The sequence below is a fragment of the Roseovarius litorisediminis genome (genome assembly GCF_900172295.1).
In the GTDB taxonomy this organism is placed as follows: domain Bacteria; phylum Pseudomonadota; class Alphaproteobacteria; order Rhodobacterales; family Rhodobacteraceae; genus Roseovarius; species Roseovarius litorisediminis.
Genome location: NZ_FWFL01000018.1, coordinates 1 through 18,556, shown reverse-complemented (window position 1 = coordinate 18,556; position 18,556 = coordinate 1). Strand labels below are relative to the sequence as shown.

The following is an 18,556-nucleotide window of genomic DNA, read 5'->3' as shown; positions in this document are numbered from 1 at the left end:
GCGCTGTCGTCCTGCGCCACCGGCGCGTCGTTCACCGCGCCCACGTTGACTGTCACCGTGGCCGTATCGCTGCCGCCCTGGCCGTCCGAGACCGTGTAGCCGATCGTGTCGGTGCCGTTGAAATCGGCATCCGGCGTATAGCTCAGCGTGCCGTCGGGGTTGATCACCACCGTGCCGTTCTGCGCCGTTGCCTGCGTCACGCTCAGCGGGTTGCCGTCGACATCGCTGTCATTGTCCAGAACCGCGATCTGCACATTGCTGTCCTCGGCCGTGACGGCGCTGTCGTCCTGCGCCACCGGCGCGTCGTTCACCGCGCCCACGTTGACTGTCACCGTGGCCGTATCGCTGCCGCCCTGGCCGTCCGAGACCGTGTAGCCGATCGTGTCGGTCCCGTTGAAATCGGCATCCGGCGTATAGCTCAGCGTGCCGTCGGGGTTGATCACCACCGTGCCGTTCTGCGCCGTTGCCTGGGTCACGCTCAGCGGGTTGCCGTCGACATCGCTGTCATTGTCCAGAACCGCGATCTGCACATTGCCGTCCTCGGCCGTGACAGCGCTGTCGTCCTGCGCCACCGGCGCGTCGTTCACCGCGCCCACGTTGACTGTCACCGTGGCCGTATCGCTGCCGCCCTGGCCGTCCGAGACCGTGTAGCCGATCGTGTCGGTGCCGTTGAAATCGGCATCCGGCGTATAGCTCAGCGTGCCGTCGGGGTTGATCACCACCGTGCCGTTCTGCGCCGTTGCCTGCGTCACGCTCAGCGGGTTGCCGTCGACATCGCTGTCATTGTCCAGAACCGCGATCTGCACATTGCCGTCCTCGGCCGTGACGGCGCTGTCGTCCTGCGCCACCGGCGCGTCGTTCACCGCGCCCACGTTGACTGTCACCGTGGCCGTATCGCTGCCGCCCTGGCCGTCCGAGACCGTGTAGCCGATCGTGTCGGTGCCGTTGAAATCGGCATCCGGCGTATAGCTCAGCGTGCCGTCGGGGTTGATCACCACCGTGCCGTTCTGCGCCGTTGCCTGCGTCACGCTCAGCGGGTTGCCGTCAACATCGCTGTCATTGTCCAGAACCGCGATCTGCACATTGCCGTCCTCGGCCGTGACAGCGCTGTCGTCCTGCGCCACCGGCGCGTCGTTCACCGGGGTTACCGTGACTGTCACCGTGGCCGTGTCGCTGCCGCCCTGGCCGTCCGAGACCGTGTAGCTGAAACTGTCAACGCCAGAGAAGTTTTCATTTGGTGTGTAAGTGATCGTCCCGTCACCATTCAACGTGGTGGTCCCATTCGAACCATCCGTCGCCGAAACCAATATAAGTGAATCACCAGTGTCATTTGCCAGAACAGAAACAACTATCGTGGCGTCCTCGCCGCTGGTCACACTGTCGTCTTGGACCTCTCGCACGACCGGCGCTTCGTCTGTCTGAAATCTGGTTTCATTTTCCAACCCGTCAGGTGTATTGTTGTTATTTCCGCCACTAGGTTCATCGTTTAAATCGTTTCTGCCTTTATCTCCCGGCGCGCCATCATTCTGAGGGTTCGCCTGGTTCTCGCCGACGGGATTCTGGGTACCTCTCTGCCGACTGCTTGTCCCGAGTTCTACGAATGTCTCGCCGTTCTCAACACGTTCATAGGCAAGTGCATAAGCCTTGGCTGCATCAGCCAGAATATCGGCGTCATCGGCAAAATCACCAGCCGTTCGGTCGACAGCTTGAGTTTCGCCATCCACGGGCGAAATAATCCATTTCTTGTCGCTGCTGGTTATCGTCGCGATCAGATTACCATCGAGATCCAGCAACTCGATTTCGCCATACTCACCGTCCGGATCCTGATTGAGCGATACGGAAACCGTGGTCACGCCCGCATTTGTTGCCATATCAACTTTGACTGTGGTTCCCCGAATGCCCATGGTGGCGGTAGGCGTATTGACATCCATGTCACCGGTTTTAGCCACTTCGCCAGCGATAAACACGAAGCCGCCCTCAATGAGATCGAAAACAGCCTTATTCTGGTCTCCACCCACTTCGTAAACCAATTCATCGAGCACCATCCGAGAATCTGAAGCGAGCGAAAAGATAGTACCGTCAGCAAAAGTCACCGACACCTTGCTGTCACTTTGCGTGAAAACGACGTCGTTTTCATAAACCTGACTGCCGACATCAAGCTGTACACGCGTACCGTCAGTGCGTTGTGCGTAAGCAGTACCTTCCACGGATTCGACCTGACCGATAGGATCGGCCAACTGAGTCTCGCCCACCTGCGCGTATTGGCCCGGCGCTTCGGGGCCAGCCAGACGTTCAACAAGGTCTCCGCGCAGAATTGCGCCATCGGGAGACAGCAAATCAGCGGGTTCCCCTTGGCGGAAATAATCCGTTATCCGGACATCGGGCGCGCCATCACTCTGCACAATCAAATCGGATCCGAACCTGACAAATTCACCTGAAAACAGCTGACCGGCATCGGGCATGGTGACCTGAGAAACCCCAGTCGCATCAAGGTAAATGACATCTCCGTCGATCACGGATAGCTCAGAAAAATCAATGTCACGCATGTTTTCGCCCCAAAATAAACATAAAATTATTGAAGCAGCATACACACCTAGACGATTCGGAGCAAAATTTTAGCGGCGAACGTCGAATTTCGCCCTTCCCGTCAATAGTGTACACAAAAAGTTGACTGTTGACGGCGTGCTTTTTGCCGTCTTTGGTGAAGCAATTCGGTTCTTGCGGCGGGGTATTTTTACAGTTGCGCTACGCAGATCTCTTCACGGGCTTGTTTCAAAGCATTGGCTTGGGGCGCCTTTTGGGCGCGCTTCTTGTGTTTTGCCTGCTTGCAATTCGCATTGCGGACCCCAGCATCGTATCGGAAATGCGCTTCACGGCCTTTGATTTCTACCAGCGTATCAAGCCGCGTGAACCACAAAGGTTGCCGGTAGCGATTGTGGATATTGACGACGCCAGCCTTGAGGAATTGGGGCAATGGCCCTGGCCGCGCACACGCATGGGCGACTTGGTAACAGGTATATCGCGCAACGGTGCTGTGGCTCTTGGATTTGACATCGTATTTTCCGAACCCGACCGGTTGTCGCCGGAGAAGATTGCCGAGGACAATCCATCTTTTACGCCTGAAATGCTTGAAGAACTCAGGCGCATGCCCCGGAATGACGACGTTTTTGCAAAGGCGATCGCCAGCTCACGGGTGATACTTGGGCAATCCAGTGTACGGACGAATGACGCAAACAGAGACACTAAGGTCAAAATGCGCGCCGTAGCGCACGCTGTGATAGGCGGTGACCCGCATCGGTTTTTAATAAGTTTTCCGGATATCCTGCAAAATCTGCCGGTACTGGAGGATGCGGCGACCGGGCGGGGAATGTTTTCGGTGCGACCTGACGAAGACGGAATTTACCGCCGTGTGCCTCTCGTAATGGGCGTTCAGAATCAAATACGTCTCGGGCTTGCGCCGGAACTGCTGAGGGTGGCAACAGGAGGAGACGCCTTTGCGGTTCGCGTGAATGAAGCCGGGGTCGAAGGCGTCGTGCTGGCCCGACAGTTTATCGAGACAGCCGCCAACGGTTCGGTATGGCCTTATTACAGCCCTTCATCGCGGGCGCGCTATGTTTCCGCCGCAGACATTCTGGCAGGTCGCGTGCCCGCTCAACGGCTGGCCGGGCACCTGGTTTTGATCGGAACCTCGGCGATCGGGTTAGAGGATTTTCGCCCGACACCTCTGGGAAAACCGATGCCCGGAGTTGAGATTCACGCCCAACTGCTGGAAAACATCCTATCCAAAACGCTTCTGAACCGACCCAATTATGCTGTTGCAGTTGAACTTGTCGCAGCGCTGATTTTGTCTTTCTTTGTGGTACTGATCGCTCCACGCAGTGGTGCGACTCTGATGATTGCCTTGACCATTTCTCTGGCGGTGGGATGGGCTGGCAGTTCTTACTATCTTTTCAGTGCCAATCAGATCCTCATTGATCCCGTATGGCCCGCCTTTTGCATCATTTTATCCGTTATGCTGATGTCCAGCCTGAACTATCTTCGCGAAGAACGCCTGCGGCAACACATCCGATCCGCATTCGGTCAATATGTCTCTCCGGATCTGGTCGCAAGCCTTGCGGAAAATCGCGACCAACTGGCGCTCGGGGGCGATCGGCGCGAGTTGACCGTTCTGTTCAGTGACGTCCGTGGTTTCACCACTCTTTCCGAGAAATATCGAGAGGATCCAGGTGGGCTTACAAAGCTGATGAACCAATTCCTTACCGTGCTGTCGAAACCCATTCTGGATCAACACGGAACGATTGACAAATTCATGGGAGACGCCGTGATGGCGTTCTGGAATGCGCCCCTTGAAACCGCCGACCACGAACATGCCGCGTGCCGCGCCGCTCTCACGATGCAAAAAGACATCGAGGAATTCAATCGCTACCGCATAGAAAACGCCGAAGATGAAGACGTCTTGCCAATCGATGTCGGCATCGGGATCAACAGCGGGACCTGCATCGTTGGGAACATGGGCAGCGATACACGCTTCGACTATACCGCCCTTGGCGACGCGGTGAACCTTGCATCACGCCTGGAGGGGCAATCAAAAGCCTACGGGATCAAAATCGTTCTGGGCGAAAGCACCGCGCGGGCTGTCGAAGACGAGTTTGCAGTAATCGAACTGGACTTGATCCGCGTTAAAGGAAAGACGCGGCCCGAGCGCATATTCGGCCTTTTGGGCGGGATTGAAATGCGTGAAGACAGTGCCTTTGCCGCTTTGAGCGAGACAAATTCAGCAATGCGCACCGCCTATAATCAAAAAGACTGGACGGGCGCCCAATCGGCTTTGGATCGCCTGGTGGGTGAAGCGAAGGCGTTACACATCGACATTGCCAACTATGCGGCCCTTTATGTTCGGAGAATTCAGGCTTTCTCGGAGACTCCGCCGGGCGACGAGTGGGATGGAGTTTACGTTGCCGAGACGAAATAAATCACCTCTCGCGCAATGCTTCGGCCTTCGCACGAGAGAAGGGTCGCATCAGGTATTTCAGAACCGTTTTCCGACCTGTTTGAATGTCAACCTGGGCAACCATGCCCGGGCTGATCGGTAGGGCTTCGCCTTTTTCGGTCAGGTTGCTTTCCTCGGTACGCACCATGACCCGGAAAAACTTTTCTCCTTCGCTATCCTCGATCGTATCTGCGCCAATCCGTTCCACCCGGCCATCCAGATCGCCGTAGGTGATGTAATCATAGGCTGTGATCTTGACCGACGCGGGATCGCCGGGGCGAACGAAAGCCACATCTTTGGGCCGGATCCGTGCCTCGACCAGCAATCGGTCATCAATAGGCACGATCTCGACCAAACGGGCGCCGGGCTGCACAACAGCGCCGATTGTGGTGATGTGTACGGTTTTAACCGCGCCACGCACCGGCGCGCGCAGGCTGGTCCTTGTGACCCGGTCTGTTGCCGCACGCAACGCTTCTTTGAGCACAGACAAGTCGGCCTGCACCAGCGTCATGCGCTCACGCGCCGTCAACACGTAAGAGGATTGCGCTGCGGCAATCTGATTTTCGGCCTCGCGAATTGCGGCCCGTGTTTTTGGAAGACGTGCGTTGCTGATCGCAAGCTCGCCCTCGAGTTCGGCCAGACGGCCCTCCAGCCGCAAAAATTCGACCTCGGGTACCGCCCCGCTTTCGACAAGCCCCTCGGTCAGTTCGACTTCCCTCAGCAATGGCGCAACCTGCTTTTGCAGCTTTTCCCGAAGCGCTTCGAGCTCTTCCAGCTCGCCTTTTCTTTGCGCCAGTTGATCCCTGAGAACGCGGACTTCCGTCTCGAATTGCATCTTCCGCGACAGGTAGACCTCGCGTTGCGCCGCAACCGCATCAGGCGCCCGCGACTGAAGCTCGCTGCTGAAAACCAAATTTCCAGAGTTCGTGGCTTCGGCCTCGATGCGGACAAACTCGGCAAGAAGTGCCGCCTCGCGTTTGCGCAGTTCACCCTCGTGGGAACCGGCCGTGGTGTCATCAATCCGGATCAGTTCATCACCGGCCTTCACGATGTCGCCTTCTTCAACATCAATCTTTGAAATAATACCGCCCTCAAGGCTTTGGATAACCTGTATCTGGCTGGACGGCACAACTTGTCCAAGTCCGCGTGTGACTTCTTCGATTTCATAATTCGCGGCCCAAAATATGAAACCAGCTAGTCCGGCGATCAGAACTGCAAGAAATAACTTGGTCGATCCGCCCGTTTCCCTGGGTGGACGACTATTGGCGTTGTTGACGAATTCTTCTTCAATCCGGGCGCCGAACATAGTTAATGCTCCCCCGCTCGTTTCTTGTTGTCCGCGCCATTGAGCCTCGACATCACGTCGTCTCGCGGTCCATCAAGAACCTTTCGTCCGGAATCCATCACAACCATCCTGTCAGCCAGACTCGCAAGTGCCGGGCGGTGCGTACACAGGATCAGCGATGTTTCATTATCCGGTAGCTCGCGCAATCTCTGGGCAACCAGGGTTTCCATGTCGCGATCCATTGCGTTGGTGGGTTCATCGAGAAAAACAAGCTTGGGTCGGCGCAACAAAAGCCTGGCAAGCGCCAGCCCCTGACGCTGTCCGCCGGAAAGATGGGAGCCCCTTTCACCTATAAACTGATCGAGACCTTTGGGAAGCGTCGAGATGAACTCGTCCGCACCAGCCAAGTGAAGCGCCCTGTCAATCTCGTCCGGCGGTGCAGACCTGCATCCGATCAGTAGGTTCTCGCGAAGCGTTCCCGTGAACAATTCGGTATCCTGCGGCAGATATCCGACCCCCGACCGCAGTTCGGACGGATCATATTGCCCCAAACTGTGGCCGTCGATGAGGATGGTTCCACGTTGGGGCACCAGCAGTCCGCTGAGAAGCTTGCCCAGTGTGCTTTTGCCCGAGCCGACCCGCCCCAGCAGGGCGATGGTTTCGCCGGGTTTGATCGTTAAGGAAAAATCCCTGACCGCGGGCACTTCTTTGTTCGGATAGGTATAGGTGACATCGTTCAGTTGAACCGCGCCCTTGTTCACTCTGAAATTGCTATGAATTTTCTGATCCCGCTCAGGCTGGAGCGCCATGAACGCGCTAAGAGATTTCAGTGCACTCCATGCGAACTGCGCCCGGAATATCGTTTGCGCAATGTTGCCGAGCGGCGCAAGCGCCCTGCTGGCCAGTATGTTGGCGGCGATCAGCGCCCCAACCGTAATGCTGCCTTCCGCAATCAGAAACACCCCCCAAACAACGATGCCCACACTTACAAACTGCTGTATGGCCATCGTGCCATTGGCCGTGAAGTTGGACCAGAACCGGCCGCGCCCACCTATTCGTGCCGCGATCGCACTTGAGCGGTTCCATTCCCGCTGCATTTCCGGCTCTGCGTTGAGCGACTTTACGGTATCCAAACCGGAAAGCGTTTCTATCAGGACCGCGTTTTTACGCCGGGACAAGGATTGGGTATCGCGTGTCGCCCGCCCAAGCGGCACCTGCGCCGCGAGCGCCAGAACCAGCATTACAGGCACCGCAATCATCGGGACATATGCGAGGGGGCCGACGATCAAATACAGGACAACAAAAAACAGGCCTATGAAAACAAGATCTATAAGCGACAGCAAACTCGCTGATCCAAAGAATTCCCGCACTGTTTCAAAATCACGAATGTGGCTCGCGACGCCAATCGACCCGACAGAAAAGTCCTCGGGCCTCAAAGCCATCGCATGTTGGAAAAGTCCTGCCGATATTCTGTTATCGAGTCGTCGTCCGACACGCTCAACAATACCTGCGCGGACGGTACGCAACGCCCAATCCAGTATCAATGCGATGCTCACGCCAAGCGCAAGCGTCCAAAGCGTCACAAAGGCCAGATTTGGAACAACCTTGTCATATACATTCATGACGAAAATCGGCAGCGAGAGACCAAGTGTGTTGATACATAACGCCGCGAAGAACACTTGCCCCCATTCGCCCCAATTCTCGCGCATCGGGCGCCAAAACCAGTGTCCATGGTCATTGCTTCGGTCCGCTGAAAGTCGGCGTTCGGCTCCTTCATCGTCGACGGTCACCAAAATGACCTCGTTTGTGATGCGCCGCTTCAAATCCGACAGCTTGATTTCACTCTCCGAGGCGTCATTCGCAGGTTCCAGAATGCGCGCTTTTTTGTGCACATCCAAAAATTCAAGCAGAATGATCGGTTTCCCCGAGCGGCTGAACACGACAGCGGGCAGGACTGCGGGATCAATTTCCTTAGGTTTCCGCAGAACCAAACGGGCTTTCAATCCGGCCGCGGCCAGTAGTTTTACGAGATTGGTTTTGTCCCTGCTGTCATAATTTGCAGGCAGACGTGCCGTAGCGGCATTATCTGTCCATGGGCACCCGTGGAAAGAAGCGAGCCATGCCGCTGTTTCCAGAGCAGGCTCTTTTTCAGGACCTGGTCCAGACTCCGAGGGCGTTTCCAAGCGCGCCACTGTCACCCTGTTTTTCATTCGAGGGCACGGATCTCAGTGTTGAAAATAGCAGCAGGACGGCTCGCGCGTGCACGTTTCTCGTAATTGGGCATAAGCGGTACATCCGCCGGACGGGCGCCAAAATAGTTGGCTAACTGGCTTTGGGTTGCCAATAGGCGGAACTGGCTGAACGCAAGGCTGGCTTTCGCGCTTACCTCTTCAAACCGTACGTTGAAAAAGGTTCTTTCGGCATCCAGAACATCCAGCAGGCTGCGTGTGCCGCCATCAAACTGCATCTGATATTGATCCGCCGTCTTGCGCGCCGCCGCCCTTTGATTACCCAGAAGAACAGTGCGCTCTATCCCGGTGCCATAAGAAATCCAATCTCTGGACGTCAGTTCCTGCACCTCGCGGACAACTTCCGCTCTTTCAGCCAAAGCCTCGCTTGTTCGACGGCTCAGGGCCGAACGGCGAGCCTTTCGGCCTCCGGCATACAAATCCCAATTAAGCTGAAGTCCCACAAAAGCATCAGATTCATTTCCGGACAGTCCATCCAGATCTGCGCCGTGGCGGATACCTGCACGCAATTTCAATTCCGGCAGTTCATCTGAGCGGTTTATTCCAGCCTGGTACTTGCTCTGTTGAACGCGGGTATCAGCCAGACGCACCCGGAAATTATTGCTTACGCTTCGAATTAACAGTTCGCGCAGAGTATCCGGAAGCTCTCGAACATTTGGGACAGACATGTTGCCAGTCGGCTTATAGCCTACAACAGTTTCATATCGCACTTTGGCATTTTCAAGCGCTTGCTTTACTTCCAGTCGGCTCAAACGTGCCGCCAGCAACTGTTCATCTATTTCGAACTCGTCGCTTGATGAAAGACGGCCAGCCTTGACCAGCTTCTTGACCGAACGCGATATTTCAATATGCCGGCGAATGTTTTGATCCGCAACACCAAGCAAGTCAGTGTGGCGAATGACATCAATATATGCCTCGACCGCATTCAGGGCGAGTGTCTCTGATGCATCCAGCAACTTGAAGATCGATTCATCTACCCTGGCTGAATTCCGATAAACCCGGTTTGCGCGTCGATACCCATCAAAGAGCGTCACTTCTGCGGCCAGTCCGATTTCACGCCCAAAGCGGGTTCGACGGTTATCCAGTGGCGACAATCGCGTCGGGTCATCAAAGTACTGCGCACCAGCTTCGCCATAAAGGGAGAGACGCGGCATGAAATCCTCTTCGAGCTGAAGCAGCTCAAGCGCTGACGCCTTTACATTCTCTTTTCCAGCCTGCGCTTTCGGGTTTGTTGTAACAGCCGCATGCACCGCAGATTTCATGGACTCGGCACTTGCCGATGGAACAGCCAAAAGAAACGAAAAAATCGGGATTACAATCAACGCAAGCAATCTAGAGACACAATGCGTCACCATGACGAAAACCCCATTCAATATCATCAAAATCAGTAGAGCGCGAAGCGCGCATATAAGCGTAAGCTTCTAGTAATTTTAAAAAAAAATCAACTTTAATCACTTTTGCGTGCTGCATTTAGATCGAGTCACGCAATGCGTGTGATAATCAGAAACATGCCCACATAGGTAATTTGATGGGCAAACTGATCCAGGCCGGCCAAAGTCCAGAATCCTTTTTGAGCAGCAGTAAATCCCAATTTTTTCAATTTTCGGTCTTTGATCCAGTCCACATGGTAATGAACTATGAATTCGGCGACAGAGAGCAAAACAACCATCGCTATCGAAATCGGTGCAATCAACAGGATGGCAGCACTCAGAACAGCGTGCATACCCGAATGGCATATGCCGCCAAGGTGCCCATAGATACCTTTTGTTTGAACCATCCAGGTCGACTGCAAAACAAAATCCGCAACAAGATGCTTTGTCTGAAACAAAATCATCGTGACTAGAAGTAAGTCGTAACTCATAAGGTTTGATCACCTAAAATTTGGTTCGTGCGCTGCAATTTCTTGGCTAGCGCCGACGCCATCCCTTTGTGCCAGATCGCAGCCAGGACCGGCTCGGTTTCTTGCACATCTCTTATGCGGTTTTCAGCAAAACGATACACTACGGTTTCACTATCCGCGACTACGTTCGCAGTTCTGCCCTTGCCTGAATAACTTGCGATTTCTCCGACGATAGCCCCCGGTTTTTGTTTGAGCACGCGAATACTCTTTCCATCTCTATCCTTAATGTACACCGATAAGCTACCCTGATCTATAATGAAGACGTCGCCCGACTTCTCTCCTTCCTTCAATAACAGGGTGCCTTCGGGAACCAACTCGCGATCCATTATGGTCAAGAACCGCTCGGCGATGTCTTGATCTCCCGTGATTTCAATCAAAGCAGACTTTGCGGTTTCCTCGCTGGCTGCAAGAGGCAAACGGCGCAGCAGATCATCCTCCAGGGTTTCAAGCGCGATATCGCAGGTGTCATACACTTTGAACGTGCGGCTCCCCTCAAGAACCGATCGGCGCTCGATTTCCTGCAAGACATGTGGGTTCAGTTCACAAAGGATCACCTGAGCGGACCTCTCGGATGCCAGCAGTTCAAGTTTATGCAAGGCAACAATCGCCGCCCCATCTATTCGGCTGACCCCTCTGAAATCCAGGACAACAGTGTTAACGGGTGGGCTTTGCTTGAAGAGGTTACGGATGTGCGCCGAAAGCTGCATGACCGATCCGAAGAATAGGAACCCCTGCAGGGAAACGACTGCAATTTCGTGCCCATGCTGATCAAGAAACTCGGTTTGAAGCGGACCGCGATCAACCGCACTACGGACGCGACCAAGGGTTGCCGAGCTTCGTATCACCGACAAGCGGCCATAGTTCACCGCAAAGATCAAAGACGCCGTAACGATGCCAAGGACTATAGCCGTCGGCATTTTCAGAGTCAGCGCAACCGCGACAATTGCGAAACTTAAAAGCCAATCCGAAAATCGCTGGCGGCGCCACTCGGACAGCAGCCATTTATTGACAATAGAGATCCCCAGAAACATCAGCAGGCCGGCAGAAACGAACCTTGGCACGCTGGTGTAAATCTCGTTGGCAAACAACGCGCCGCCGCCCATCACAACGCAGGCCGCAAACGGAGCATACCGGCCTTTCGCCCCGATCATGGATGCGATGGTCGTGTTGCCGGGGCTCACATAGCTGACGCTGCTTCCGAAACAGCCCGTCACCAGATTGACTGCACCTGCGCGGAATGTTTCCTGACGCGTGTCCACATCGCGCCCGACGGCTATTTCTGCGCCGGTCACATTCAGCATTGCGCCGAAAATCCCAAGCAGAATTGCAGCGGCGACAATGGGCCAGTTTTCCAGAATGATATCGAATTTCAGTGCGGAAAACGAAGCTGTGAAATCCAGCACATCCCTTGCTACACTCATGTTATCGGGCAAAAGCCCGGCATTTCGCGCCTCAGCGGGGTCAATATCCAGAACAAACAAAATCAGGTAGAAAAGGGCTATACTTAAGGCCACCCAGGATACCGTCCCGAAGTGCTTTGAAACCCGGGTGGCGCACCACAGCAACATGGCAAATAAAATTGTCAGCAAGGGGACAAGTCCGGTCGAGCCCGCATTGGAAAAAACTGTCAGCAGGCTGCAACTCTGACCTTCGCAGACGACATAAAAGGAAGAGCGGATAAGAAGTGTGCCAGATGCAGCCAGGTAACCGGTTGTGACGGCGAAGGGAATGAGGCGGATCATCCGGCCAAGGTCGAAGGCAGAAATCGCAATCATGGCGATTCCGGTCAGTATGGCCGTAAGGCCTAGGAGCAACAGAACATTCAGTATCTTTTCGCTGTCGTTCAGATCCATGGTGTGGATCAGAAAAATCACCGGAATCAGAACCGCGATAGGAACGTTCTGCACATTTGAAAACATCGGCGCAGCGAAAGAGCGGCGCGTGTTGAGAGAAAGCGTTCCCAGAATGGCCGCCATCAGAAAAATGACCATGCCGATCGTCGCGCCTGCAATCATCTCTCCGGCAAACACAAGGGCGGCGATCGCCACGGCGTGTCCCAGGTTGTCAAACCCGATAACAACTCCGATGGCCGCCTGTTTTAGTTGTGGACTGGCAGACTTTGCATCCGTAAATGCGCTCACTTCCGTTGCTCTGATTGCGACAAACGACTATTCGCTTCGATCAGTTTAGTGCGTGTCGCCAAGGCCAAATGCTCTTGCAGATAAGCGCGGAATTCACTGTCGGTATTCGCGGTCTTGCGCAACGCTTCGCCGGGAACCATAAAAATCCGGGAAGGCTGGTCTATGACCACGGTCGCAGAGGCCGGGCCCGGTTGCATTACATTCATTTCGCCGATGAAACCGCCCCTGATCGACGCGACGCTTTTTTCCTGTGAAATTACGTCCGCCCGGCCATTCAGCAGATAGACGAGGTTCGTAACATCCGCGCCTTCGCGGGTCAGTTCCGTTCCCACGTCCGCGTCGATCCAAATCCCCCGGTTCAGAAACTTGCGGGCAAGTGGTTTGGGCATATCGTACAGGACATCATTTATAAGCCTAAGTTCGTTTTCGTTGAAACGCGTGGTCCGTTCGATCACATACAGGCGGCAAATCCCAAAGGTGCTGATGATGATCCACATGATCTGAATGATCGCGGCCGACAAATTGAATTTTACGGAAAGGCTGAGCAAAACCAGGCTGGCTGCGATAAGATTCATGATTGCGTAGGGATAATGCGAGCCCCGGACAAGGCCCAATTGCAAAAGCGCGTATGATGCTAAGTAGAACCCTACCCCCAAATATCCTGCCCAATCATACAATGTGTTTTGAGCAAGTTGATGCATAGGAATCTGGACCTTGAGAAATGAGTTCCAGTTACTAAACACTATTTTATTAACGGCGCAATGAATCTGAAGACAAAGCCTGTTTTCCGTATCTGCGATACCTGAGGTTAAGACACGCGCGCCTGCGCTCCAATCACCAAGACCGCCCTTCACGCAAGCCAGAAAGAGCTGAACCGAACGTCACCATGGCCTTCTTATGAGACTAGAGTGAATGGCAGAACGGCTTGCACAGGTGAATTGCTCCTTGCTTTGAAACATGCGTTGCCACATCATCGTTCCTAGCAATGTGCAATTGAGGTCGAATGCATTTTCTTACCAGGATTTATATGTTCGGCGTCGGTTTTGTAGTCATTGCAATAACGGCCGTGACTTTATCGATTTCTTTTGCCGCATTGGTTTACACCGGGCCGCTCTCAGTTTTTTTGGGCCAGGGTATCAACGCGACCCTTCTGGGTGCCGCAATCATGGCTCTGGTTGGTAGTTTTTTTCTTTCTGTCCGAGGGAGCATTTGCAATCCGCAGGATGTAACCGCCGTTCTGATAGGTGCTGCTGCGGCCGGAATCGCAACGACTGGAAATGTGCCAGTCGAGCATTTATTTCCAACCGTCATTGGCCTTATTGTAACCACTGGGATTTTCACGGGACTGGTCGTATTCTTGGCCGGTGCCTTCAAATTAAGCGCTCTGGTGAGGTACGCCCCGTACCCTGTGATCGCGGGTTTTCTGGCCGCAACAGGTTATCTTCTGTTCATGGGCGCGCTCAGCATCGCTGCTCGTGAAACCGTATCGATCTCTAATTTGACAATGCTGTTTCATTCAGTCGCGATCATCAAATGGGTTCCGTGGGTGGCTGGCGCTATTTTCCTGACGTTTATTGAACGCCGACAGGCAAGCGAACTAACCGTACCAACCGTACTAAGCCTGTCTGTTCTGGCTTTTTTCGCATTGCTCGGAATTTGTGGCTATTCACTGTCTGATGCGATGGAAATGGGTTTGTTGCTTGGCCCATTCGACAACACAAGTTTCAGCTTGCCTTATAACTCAGACTTCTTTGCTAAGATTGAATGGGCTGCGATTGCTTCGGCGGCACCTACACTCATTGCTGTTTCCGGATTGACCTTGCTGGGCGCTCTCCTGAACGGAACGGGGATTGCAATGACCCTTGGCGCAAAGTTCAACTCGGAACAGGACATGAAGGCGACAGGGCTGGCTAATGTCGCAAGCGCTACCGTCGCAGGTCTTCCCGGATACGTAATCCTTGGGGAATCCATATTGGCAAGGCGCATGGGGCTACGGGGTCAAGTTCCTAGCCTGGCCTCCGCAGCAGGCTGTTTGGCCGCTTTGTATTTCAGCGCGGATATACTGGCGTATATGCCAGCGGGTCTTCTCGTTATGGCCGTTGCTTATCTTGGCTTTGACTTGCTCGCCACCTGGCTGTGGGAAAGCCGGAATCGCCTCTCTCGTTTTGAGTACGGCATTGTGGTTTTGATCGTGGCCATAGCCGCCACAGTGGGTTTCCTGCTTGCTCTAGCAGTTGGCATGCTTGCGGCAATTGCCATTTTTATTGTTTCTTACGCGAATACAGAGGTGATCCTCAGCCGTTCAACTGGCGCAACCAGGCGCTCTCGGGTCGAGCGCTCAGAAGAAGAGTCGGATTATCTGTCAAAGGTTGGTTCAGAATTGGTTGTTCTCGACCTGACGGGCTATCTTTTTTTCGGCACAGCCCACAGGCTTTCCGAGGCGGTACAATCAGAGTTGTCATCTGAACGGCCGATAAAATACCTGATCCTGGATTTCAGACGCGTTCCCGGTATTGACACGTCGGCCACAAATTCATTGGCGGGGATGTTGGAGACCTCAGAACAGGCCGGGGTCAAGTTATTTTTTACCGGAATGTCCGAAGATGTCGAAAAACAGTTTGCATTGGCAAGCCCACACAACGAGGGCGTTAAAAAAATCCCCAACATTGATGCCGCACTTGAAATCATCGAAGGCGACTTGCTTTCCGAGGAGCCTGGCGGCGCCCGAGTGGAAAGCGCAAGACTAATGCAACTGATCGAGCGGCTTGAAGTTGAATACCATGAAGATCCCGGAGCCCTGGAGCGGATCACACTCGCGCCAGGCGAGAAACTTATTCGACTCGGCACCATATCTTCAGAATGTTACTTCCTGCTAAGCGGCACGTTGCGTGCCGAAATCGAAGACCAATCGGGAAATCGGGTACGGGTCGCCGAGTTCCAGCCCTGTGCGCTTGTTGGCGAGATCGCCTATTATGCAGAAGTGCCCCGCACAGCATGGGTCATTGCATCGACCGATAGCAAAGTTGTGCGCGTTGACTTAAAGCGTATGGAGCGCGCGCCGACGCAAACCCTGATCGAATTTCATAAAGCAGCCGCACGATCACTTGCACGACGTGTCATGCGAATGACGAGGCTCACAAGCGAGTTGTAAGCCGACATTTCAAACACGCAGTCGATAGGCCCCGGAGATGTTCCAGCAGTTTGGTTTGTCCCCGCAAACTTTGAACTGACCGCGGTCTTTGCATTATGCGTCCCCAGACAACTCGAACGATTTTTTCCCGAAGTCTTAAGTGTCTAAAAATTTTGACAATTTATCAAAATTTCCATGCTCTGCTTCTGAATTCTATCATCCGGTACCATCTATCATCAGACCCTTGTTGTTTCGTTTTACCGCACCAGCAGGGCTTGTGCGACTCAACCCGTTCCGGACATCTACAACCCAACAGGTCGTCGCCCATCCGAAAATATCACAGCAATTTATCGCTCTAAAGCTGTTGCTAGACTACCTCGACGGACTGCCTCAGCGAAAAGGTGAACGACCAAATCCAATGTCGCGCTGAAATTACCCTGAACAATTTAATCTCCGCCGTTTTGGGACGCGGCAATTACCGGACCGGGGAATGGCCCAAGGCAACTGGCCCGGTGCGAGACCTGGAAGACATGATTATAGAGTTGCGCCACCCATTGCTTACCAGCCATGGTCCGCTCAAGATGCCGGAGCGCCGGACCGATCAGTGGTTGGACCTGCTGCCAAAAGAAATTCGGAAATTGCTCCATAAGGTCCATAGGTGAACTGTAGCCTAACTTTTGCGCATAGCCAGTTTCCACAAACTCATGGTAAAGCCCGTTGATCTTGCGGTGGTAGAACGGGTCGGCGATCTGGCCAATAAGGTCTGCAGCTCGCACCAAAGCTTCTTCGCTCTCTGTACTGGCATAGAACGGGTCATCAGGCATTGGGAAGCGTGTGTACTCGATAGCCCGAGCGATCCGCTCTTCGTCAATCAGTCCGGACTTGCCAAAGCGTTGACGGGCGTAAATCTTGCCACGATCAATATGATATGGCGCGAGAAAGGCATCCGACGAGCCGCGAGGCGGGCAAATTCGGTCTCCTGCCTCGTTGATGACGACTTCGGTATCAGTGTCGCCCTCGCAGATGTTGCGGGAAAATCCAATGTCATGTACCAAAAGGGCCACGATGTAATGCAGCCAATCCTCCGGCTGAACGGCACGGGTAACAAGCTGACCCCGGATGATTTCCTGGCCAACCAGCGTGACCATCATTGTATGCTCAGCATTGTGATAAAGAGCGTCGGAGTTACCCAACCGCTCCAACAACATACGCGCGCTCCCACTTATAAACGCGGCATATTCGCTCTTACGCCCTGAGAAATATTGAAGATAGGTTTTGGCTAGGTAGTCTCCAAATTCAGTGGCCACGACTGCGGTGGGATTGAACATGAGTGCCCCCTGTCAGCCGAAGTGGCCTATTTTATGATAGCACAAGGAAATTTCAGATCAACTGGCTGGAATAGCCCCAATTTGGCCCGTTGGCGCTGACGTCAGACATATCAATGCGTTATGTAGTGGCGGAGCGACAGTCCGCATACTTAATTTCTTAATTAACTGTTTTATAGTAGATAAATTAGTTTACTTAAATTTAATACCACAAATAATACCACAGCATATTCAGAAAAAGTCATTTTTCAGAACCGGCCCTGAGCGGATATCCGGCATCGTATCAATCGCCGCATCACAGCTTTCGCTTTGCAGCCATTCGTGCACAACGCAGCATTCTCATGGGTTCAGTGACGGCAGAGCGGGACGAAGTGGGCGTTGAGTGGGTGTCAACTTCCGGGGTTGCCCGGTCACATCCGTAAGAAATTGTCATTCATGGTGTGGTCGCAAGCGTGAGAGGTGCCCGGGGGAGGAAGCTCAAATCACAACCGATATTGCCAATTGCAAACGCGGGAAAGGATGCATTCTTCTCGCTTATATGTTATATATTGAAAACGGTGACACTCCGTTCAGTGTCGACTGAACGAGGATATTGATATGAAATCATTTCTCTTGACGACAGCCTTTGCACTCTTGGCATTTCCCGCATTGGCCGACAGTGTGACCGAGGCAATTGAAGCTCGCTCGCTCGAGTTCGAAGCGGCCTTCAATGCGGGCGACAGCGCCGCTGTCGCTACTCTCTATGCGCCGGATGCTGCGATCCTGCCGCCGGGCGGAGCGCGTATCGACGGCCGCGAGAAGATCGCCGCCTTCTGGGCGGGTGCTATTGAAAGCGGGCTCGCTGACCTAGACCTGATAGCAACCGAAGTGATCGCCACCGGCGACAGCGCACTTGATGTTGGTACGCTCACTCTCTCCGCGCCGGGCGAGAACGGCGAGCGCGTTGTCGTCGCCGCCAAGTACGTGGTACATTGGATTCAGATCGACGGGGTCTGGCACCTCCATCGCGACATCTGGAACCTCGGACAATAGTCTGAGCAACGTAGAGCGCTTGTCTGGAGAGTGGTCATGGAGTCGGGAACGGCGGTTTCCGATCAGACCCGCCAAGGCACTGGAGCACTGGCCTTTCAGTATACAGAAATCCTTGGCAAAACCCTGCTGAATCTTGACAGTTTCTAGCAGGCCTGCGGTCAATGCAGATATTTGCCGCGTTGTGTAGAATGCCTTGATAGGGTTCTGACGTGACCGCCGCAGCGCAGAACGGAAATGCGAATCAGCTACCAGTTGAAGGGCCGCTTTCGGAATATGCGCAAATCAGGCTTGCAACCGCAGCAAATTCACACTTTCCGCCGATTCTGTGGAAAAACAACGTGTTGCTGTTGCAGAAAGTGTGGTTCTGAACAGAGCGCGAGCGCCTTTTCTATCAGGCTTTGCGCGTTTGCTGCGGTGCAGGAAGGATCTTGGCCAGTTTGCGGAGGTTTTGGGCGGTGGCGGCGAGGAGGAATTCGTCATTTGCACCGCATGGGCCGCGTAATC

Annotated in this window: 12 protein-coding genes; 4 read left to right on the top strand and 8 right to left on the bottom strand. The window is 54.0% G+C overall.

Features of this window, described 5'->3' with window-relative positions:
* Nucleotides 1-2,546, bottom strand: a 2,546-nt coding sequence (locus tag PEL8287_RS19220) for an Ig-like domain-containing protein (RefSeq protein ID WP_139837876.1), incomplete at its 3' end; no start/stop codon positions are given.
* Nucleotides 2,547-2,797: 251 nt separating this feature from the next.
* Here PEL8287_RS19220 and PEL8287_RS19215 point away from each other — a divergent pair.
* The gene (locus tag PEL8287_RS19215) at nucleotides 2,798-4,972 is read left to right on the top strand and encodes a CHASE2 domain-containing protein (protein ID WP_139837875.1); all 2,175 of its coding nucleotides are present in this window, start codon (nucleotides 2,798-2,800) and stop codon (nucleotides 4,970-4,972) included.
* Nucleotide 4,973: 1 nt separating this feature from the next.
* Here PEL8287_RS19215 and PEL8287_RS19210 read toward each other — a convergent pair whose 3' ends face one another.
* The 6 genes from PEL8287_RS19210 to PEL8287_RS19185 all read right to left on the bottom strand — a co-directional run bounded on the left by PEL8287_RS19210 (nucleotide 4,974) and on the right by PEL8287_RS19185 (nucleotide 13,419).
* Nucleotides 4,974-6,296: an HlyD family type I secretion periplasmic adaptor subunit gene (locus PEL8287_RS19210; protein WP_085894067.1), complete on the bottom strand. Its 1,323-nt coding sequence runs from the start codon at nucleotides 6,294-6,296 to the stop codon at nucleotides 4,974-4,976.
* A gap of 2 nt (nucleotides 6,297-6,298) precedes the next feature.
* On the bottom strand, nucleotides 6,299-8,473 hold the full coding sequence (locus tag PEL8287_RS19205; RefSeq protein ID WP_176228705.1) for a type I secretion system permease/ATPase: 2,175 nt from the start codon (nucleotides 8,471-8,473) through the stop codon (nucleotides 6,299-6,301).
* Nucleotides 8,474-8,481: 8 nt separating this feature from the next.
* Nucleotides 8,482-9,879, bottom strand: a complete 1,398-nt coding sequence (locus tag PEL8287_RS19200) for a TolC family protein (protein ID WP_176228704.1) — start codon at nucleotides 9,877-9,879, stop codon at nucleotides 8,482-8,484.
* 125 nt (nucleotides 9,880-10,004) lie between these two features.
* On the bottom strand, nucleotides 10,005-10,385 hold the full coding sequence (locus PEL8287_RS19195; protein WP_085894064.1) for a DUF3307 domain-containing protein: 381 nt from the start codon (nucleotides 10,383-10,385) through the stop codon (nucleotides 10,005-10,007).
* Nucleotides 10,382-12,565, bottom strand: coding sequence for an SLC26A/SulP transporter family protein (locus PEL8287_RS19190; RefSeq protein WP_085894063.1), 2,184 nt, complete (start codon nucleotides 12,563-12,565; stop codon nucleotides 10,382-10,384). The genes PEL8287_RS19195 and PEL8287_RS19190 overlap by 4 nt, the downstream gene beginning before the upstream one ends.
* Nucleotides 12,562-13,419 (bottom strand): CBU_0592 family membrane protein, encoded by an 858-nt coding sequence (locus PEL8287_RS19185; RefSeq protein WP_139837874.1) that lies wholly within the window; start codon nucleotides 13,417-13,419, stop codon nucleotides 12,562-12,564. Before PEL8287_RS19185 ends, PEL8287_RS19190 begins: the two co-directional genes overlap by 4 nt.
* Nucleotides 13,420-13,568: 149 nt before the next feature.
* On the opposite strand from PEL8287_RS19185, the gene PEL8287_RS19180 reads away from it, so the two are divergent.
* Nucleotides 13,569-15,716, top strand: coding sequence for an SLC26A/SulP transporter family protein (locus PEL8287_RS19180; protein ID WP_085894061.1), 2,148 nt, complete (start codon nucleotides 13,569-13,571; stop codon nucleotides 15,714-15,716).
* Between the two features lie 425 nt (nucleotides 15,717-16,141).
* On the opposite strand, the gene PEL8287_RS19175 is transcribed toward PEL8287_RS19180, so the two are convergent.
* The gene (locus PEL8287_RS19175; RefSeq protein ID WP_085894060.1) at nucleotides 16,142-17,023 is read right to left on the bottom strand and encodes a metal-dependent phosphohydrolase; all 882 of its coding nucleotides are present in this window, start codon (nucleotides 17,021-17,023) and stop codon (nucleotides 16,142-16,144) included.
* Nucleotides 17,024-17,617: 594 nt separating this feature from the next.
* Here PEL8287_RS19175 and PEL8287_RS19170 point away from each other — a divergent pair.
* Nucleotides 17,618-18,052: a YybH family protein gene (locus PEL8287_RS19170; protein WP_085894059.1), complete on the top strand. Its 435-nt coding sequence runs from the start codon at nucleotides 17,618-17,620 to the stop codon at nucleotides 18,050-18,052.
* 209 nt (nucleotides 18,053-18,261) lie between these two features.
* Nucleotides 18,262-18,420, top strand: coding sequence for a hypothetical protein (locus PEL8287_RS20130; protein WP_176228703.1), 159 nt, complete (start codon nucleotides 18,262-18,264; stop codon nucleotides 18,418-18,420).
* Nucleotides 18,421-18,556 lie beyond the last annotated feature (136 nt).

What these genes read in the sequence shown, in the direction of transcription:
- PEL8287_RS19200 (WP_176228704.1), bottom strand. Translation starts at nt 9,879, where the DNA reads ATGGTGACGCATTGTGTCTCTAGATTGCTTGCGTTGATTGTAATCCCG.
- PEL8287_RS19180 (WP_085894061.1), top strand. Translation starts at nt 13,569, where the DNA reads ATGCATTTTCTTACCAGGATTTATATGTTCGGCGTCGGTTTTGTAGTC.
- PEL8287_RS19170 (WP_085894059.1), top strand. Translation starts at nt 17,618, where the DNA reads ATGAAATCATTTCTCTTGACGACAGCCTTTGCACTCTTGGCATTTCCC.
- PEL8287_RS19210 (WP_085894067.1), bottom strand. Translation starts at nt 6,296, where the DNA reads ATGTTCGGCGCCCGGATTGAAGAAGAATTCGTCAACAACGCCAATAGT.
- PEL8287_RS19175 (WP_085894060.1), bottom strand. Translation starts at nt 17,023, where the DNA reads ATGTTCAATCCCACCGCAGTCGTGGCCACTGAATTTGGAGACTACCTA.
- PEL8287_RS19195 (WP_085894064.1), bottom strand. Translation starts at nt 10,385, where the DNA reads ATGAGTTACGACTTACTTCTAGTCACGATGATTTTGTTTCAGACAAAG.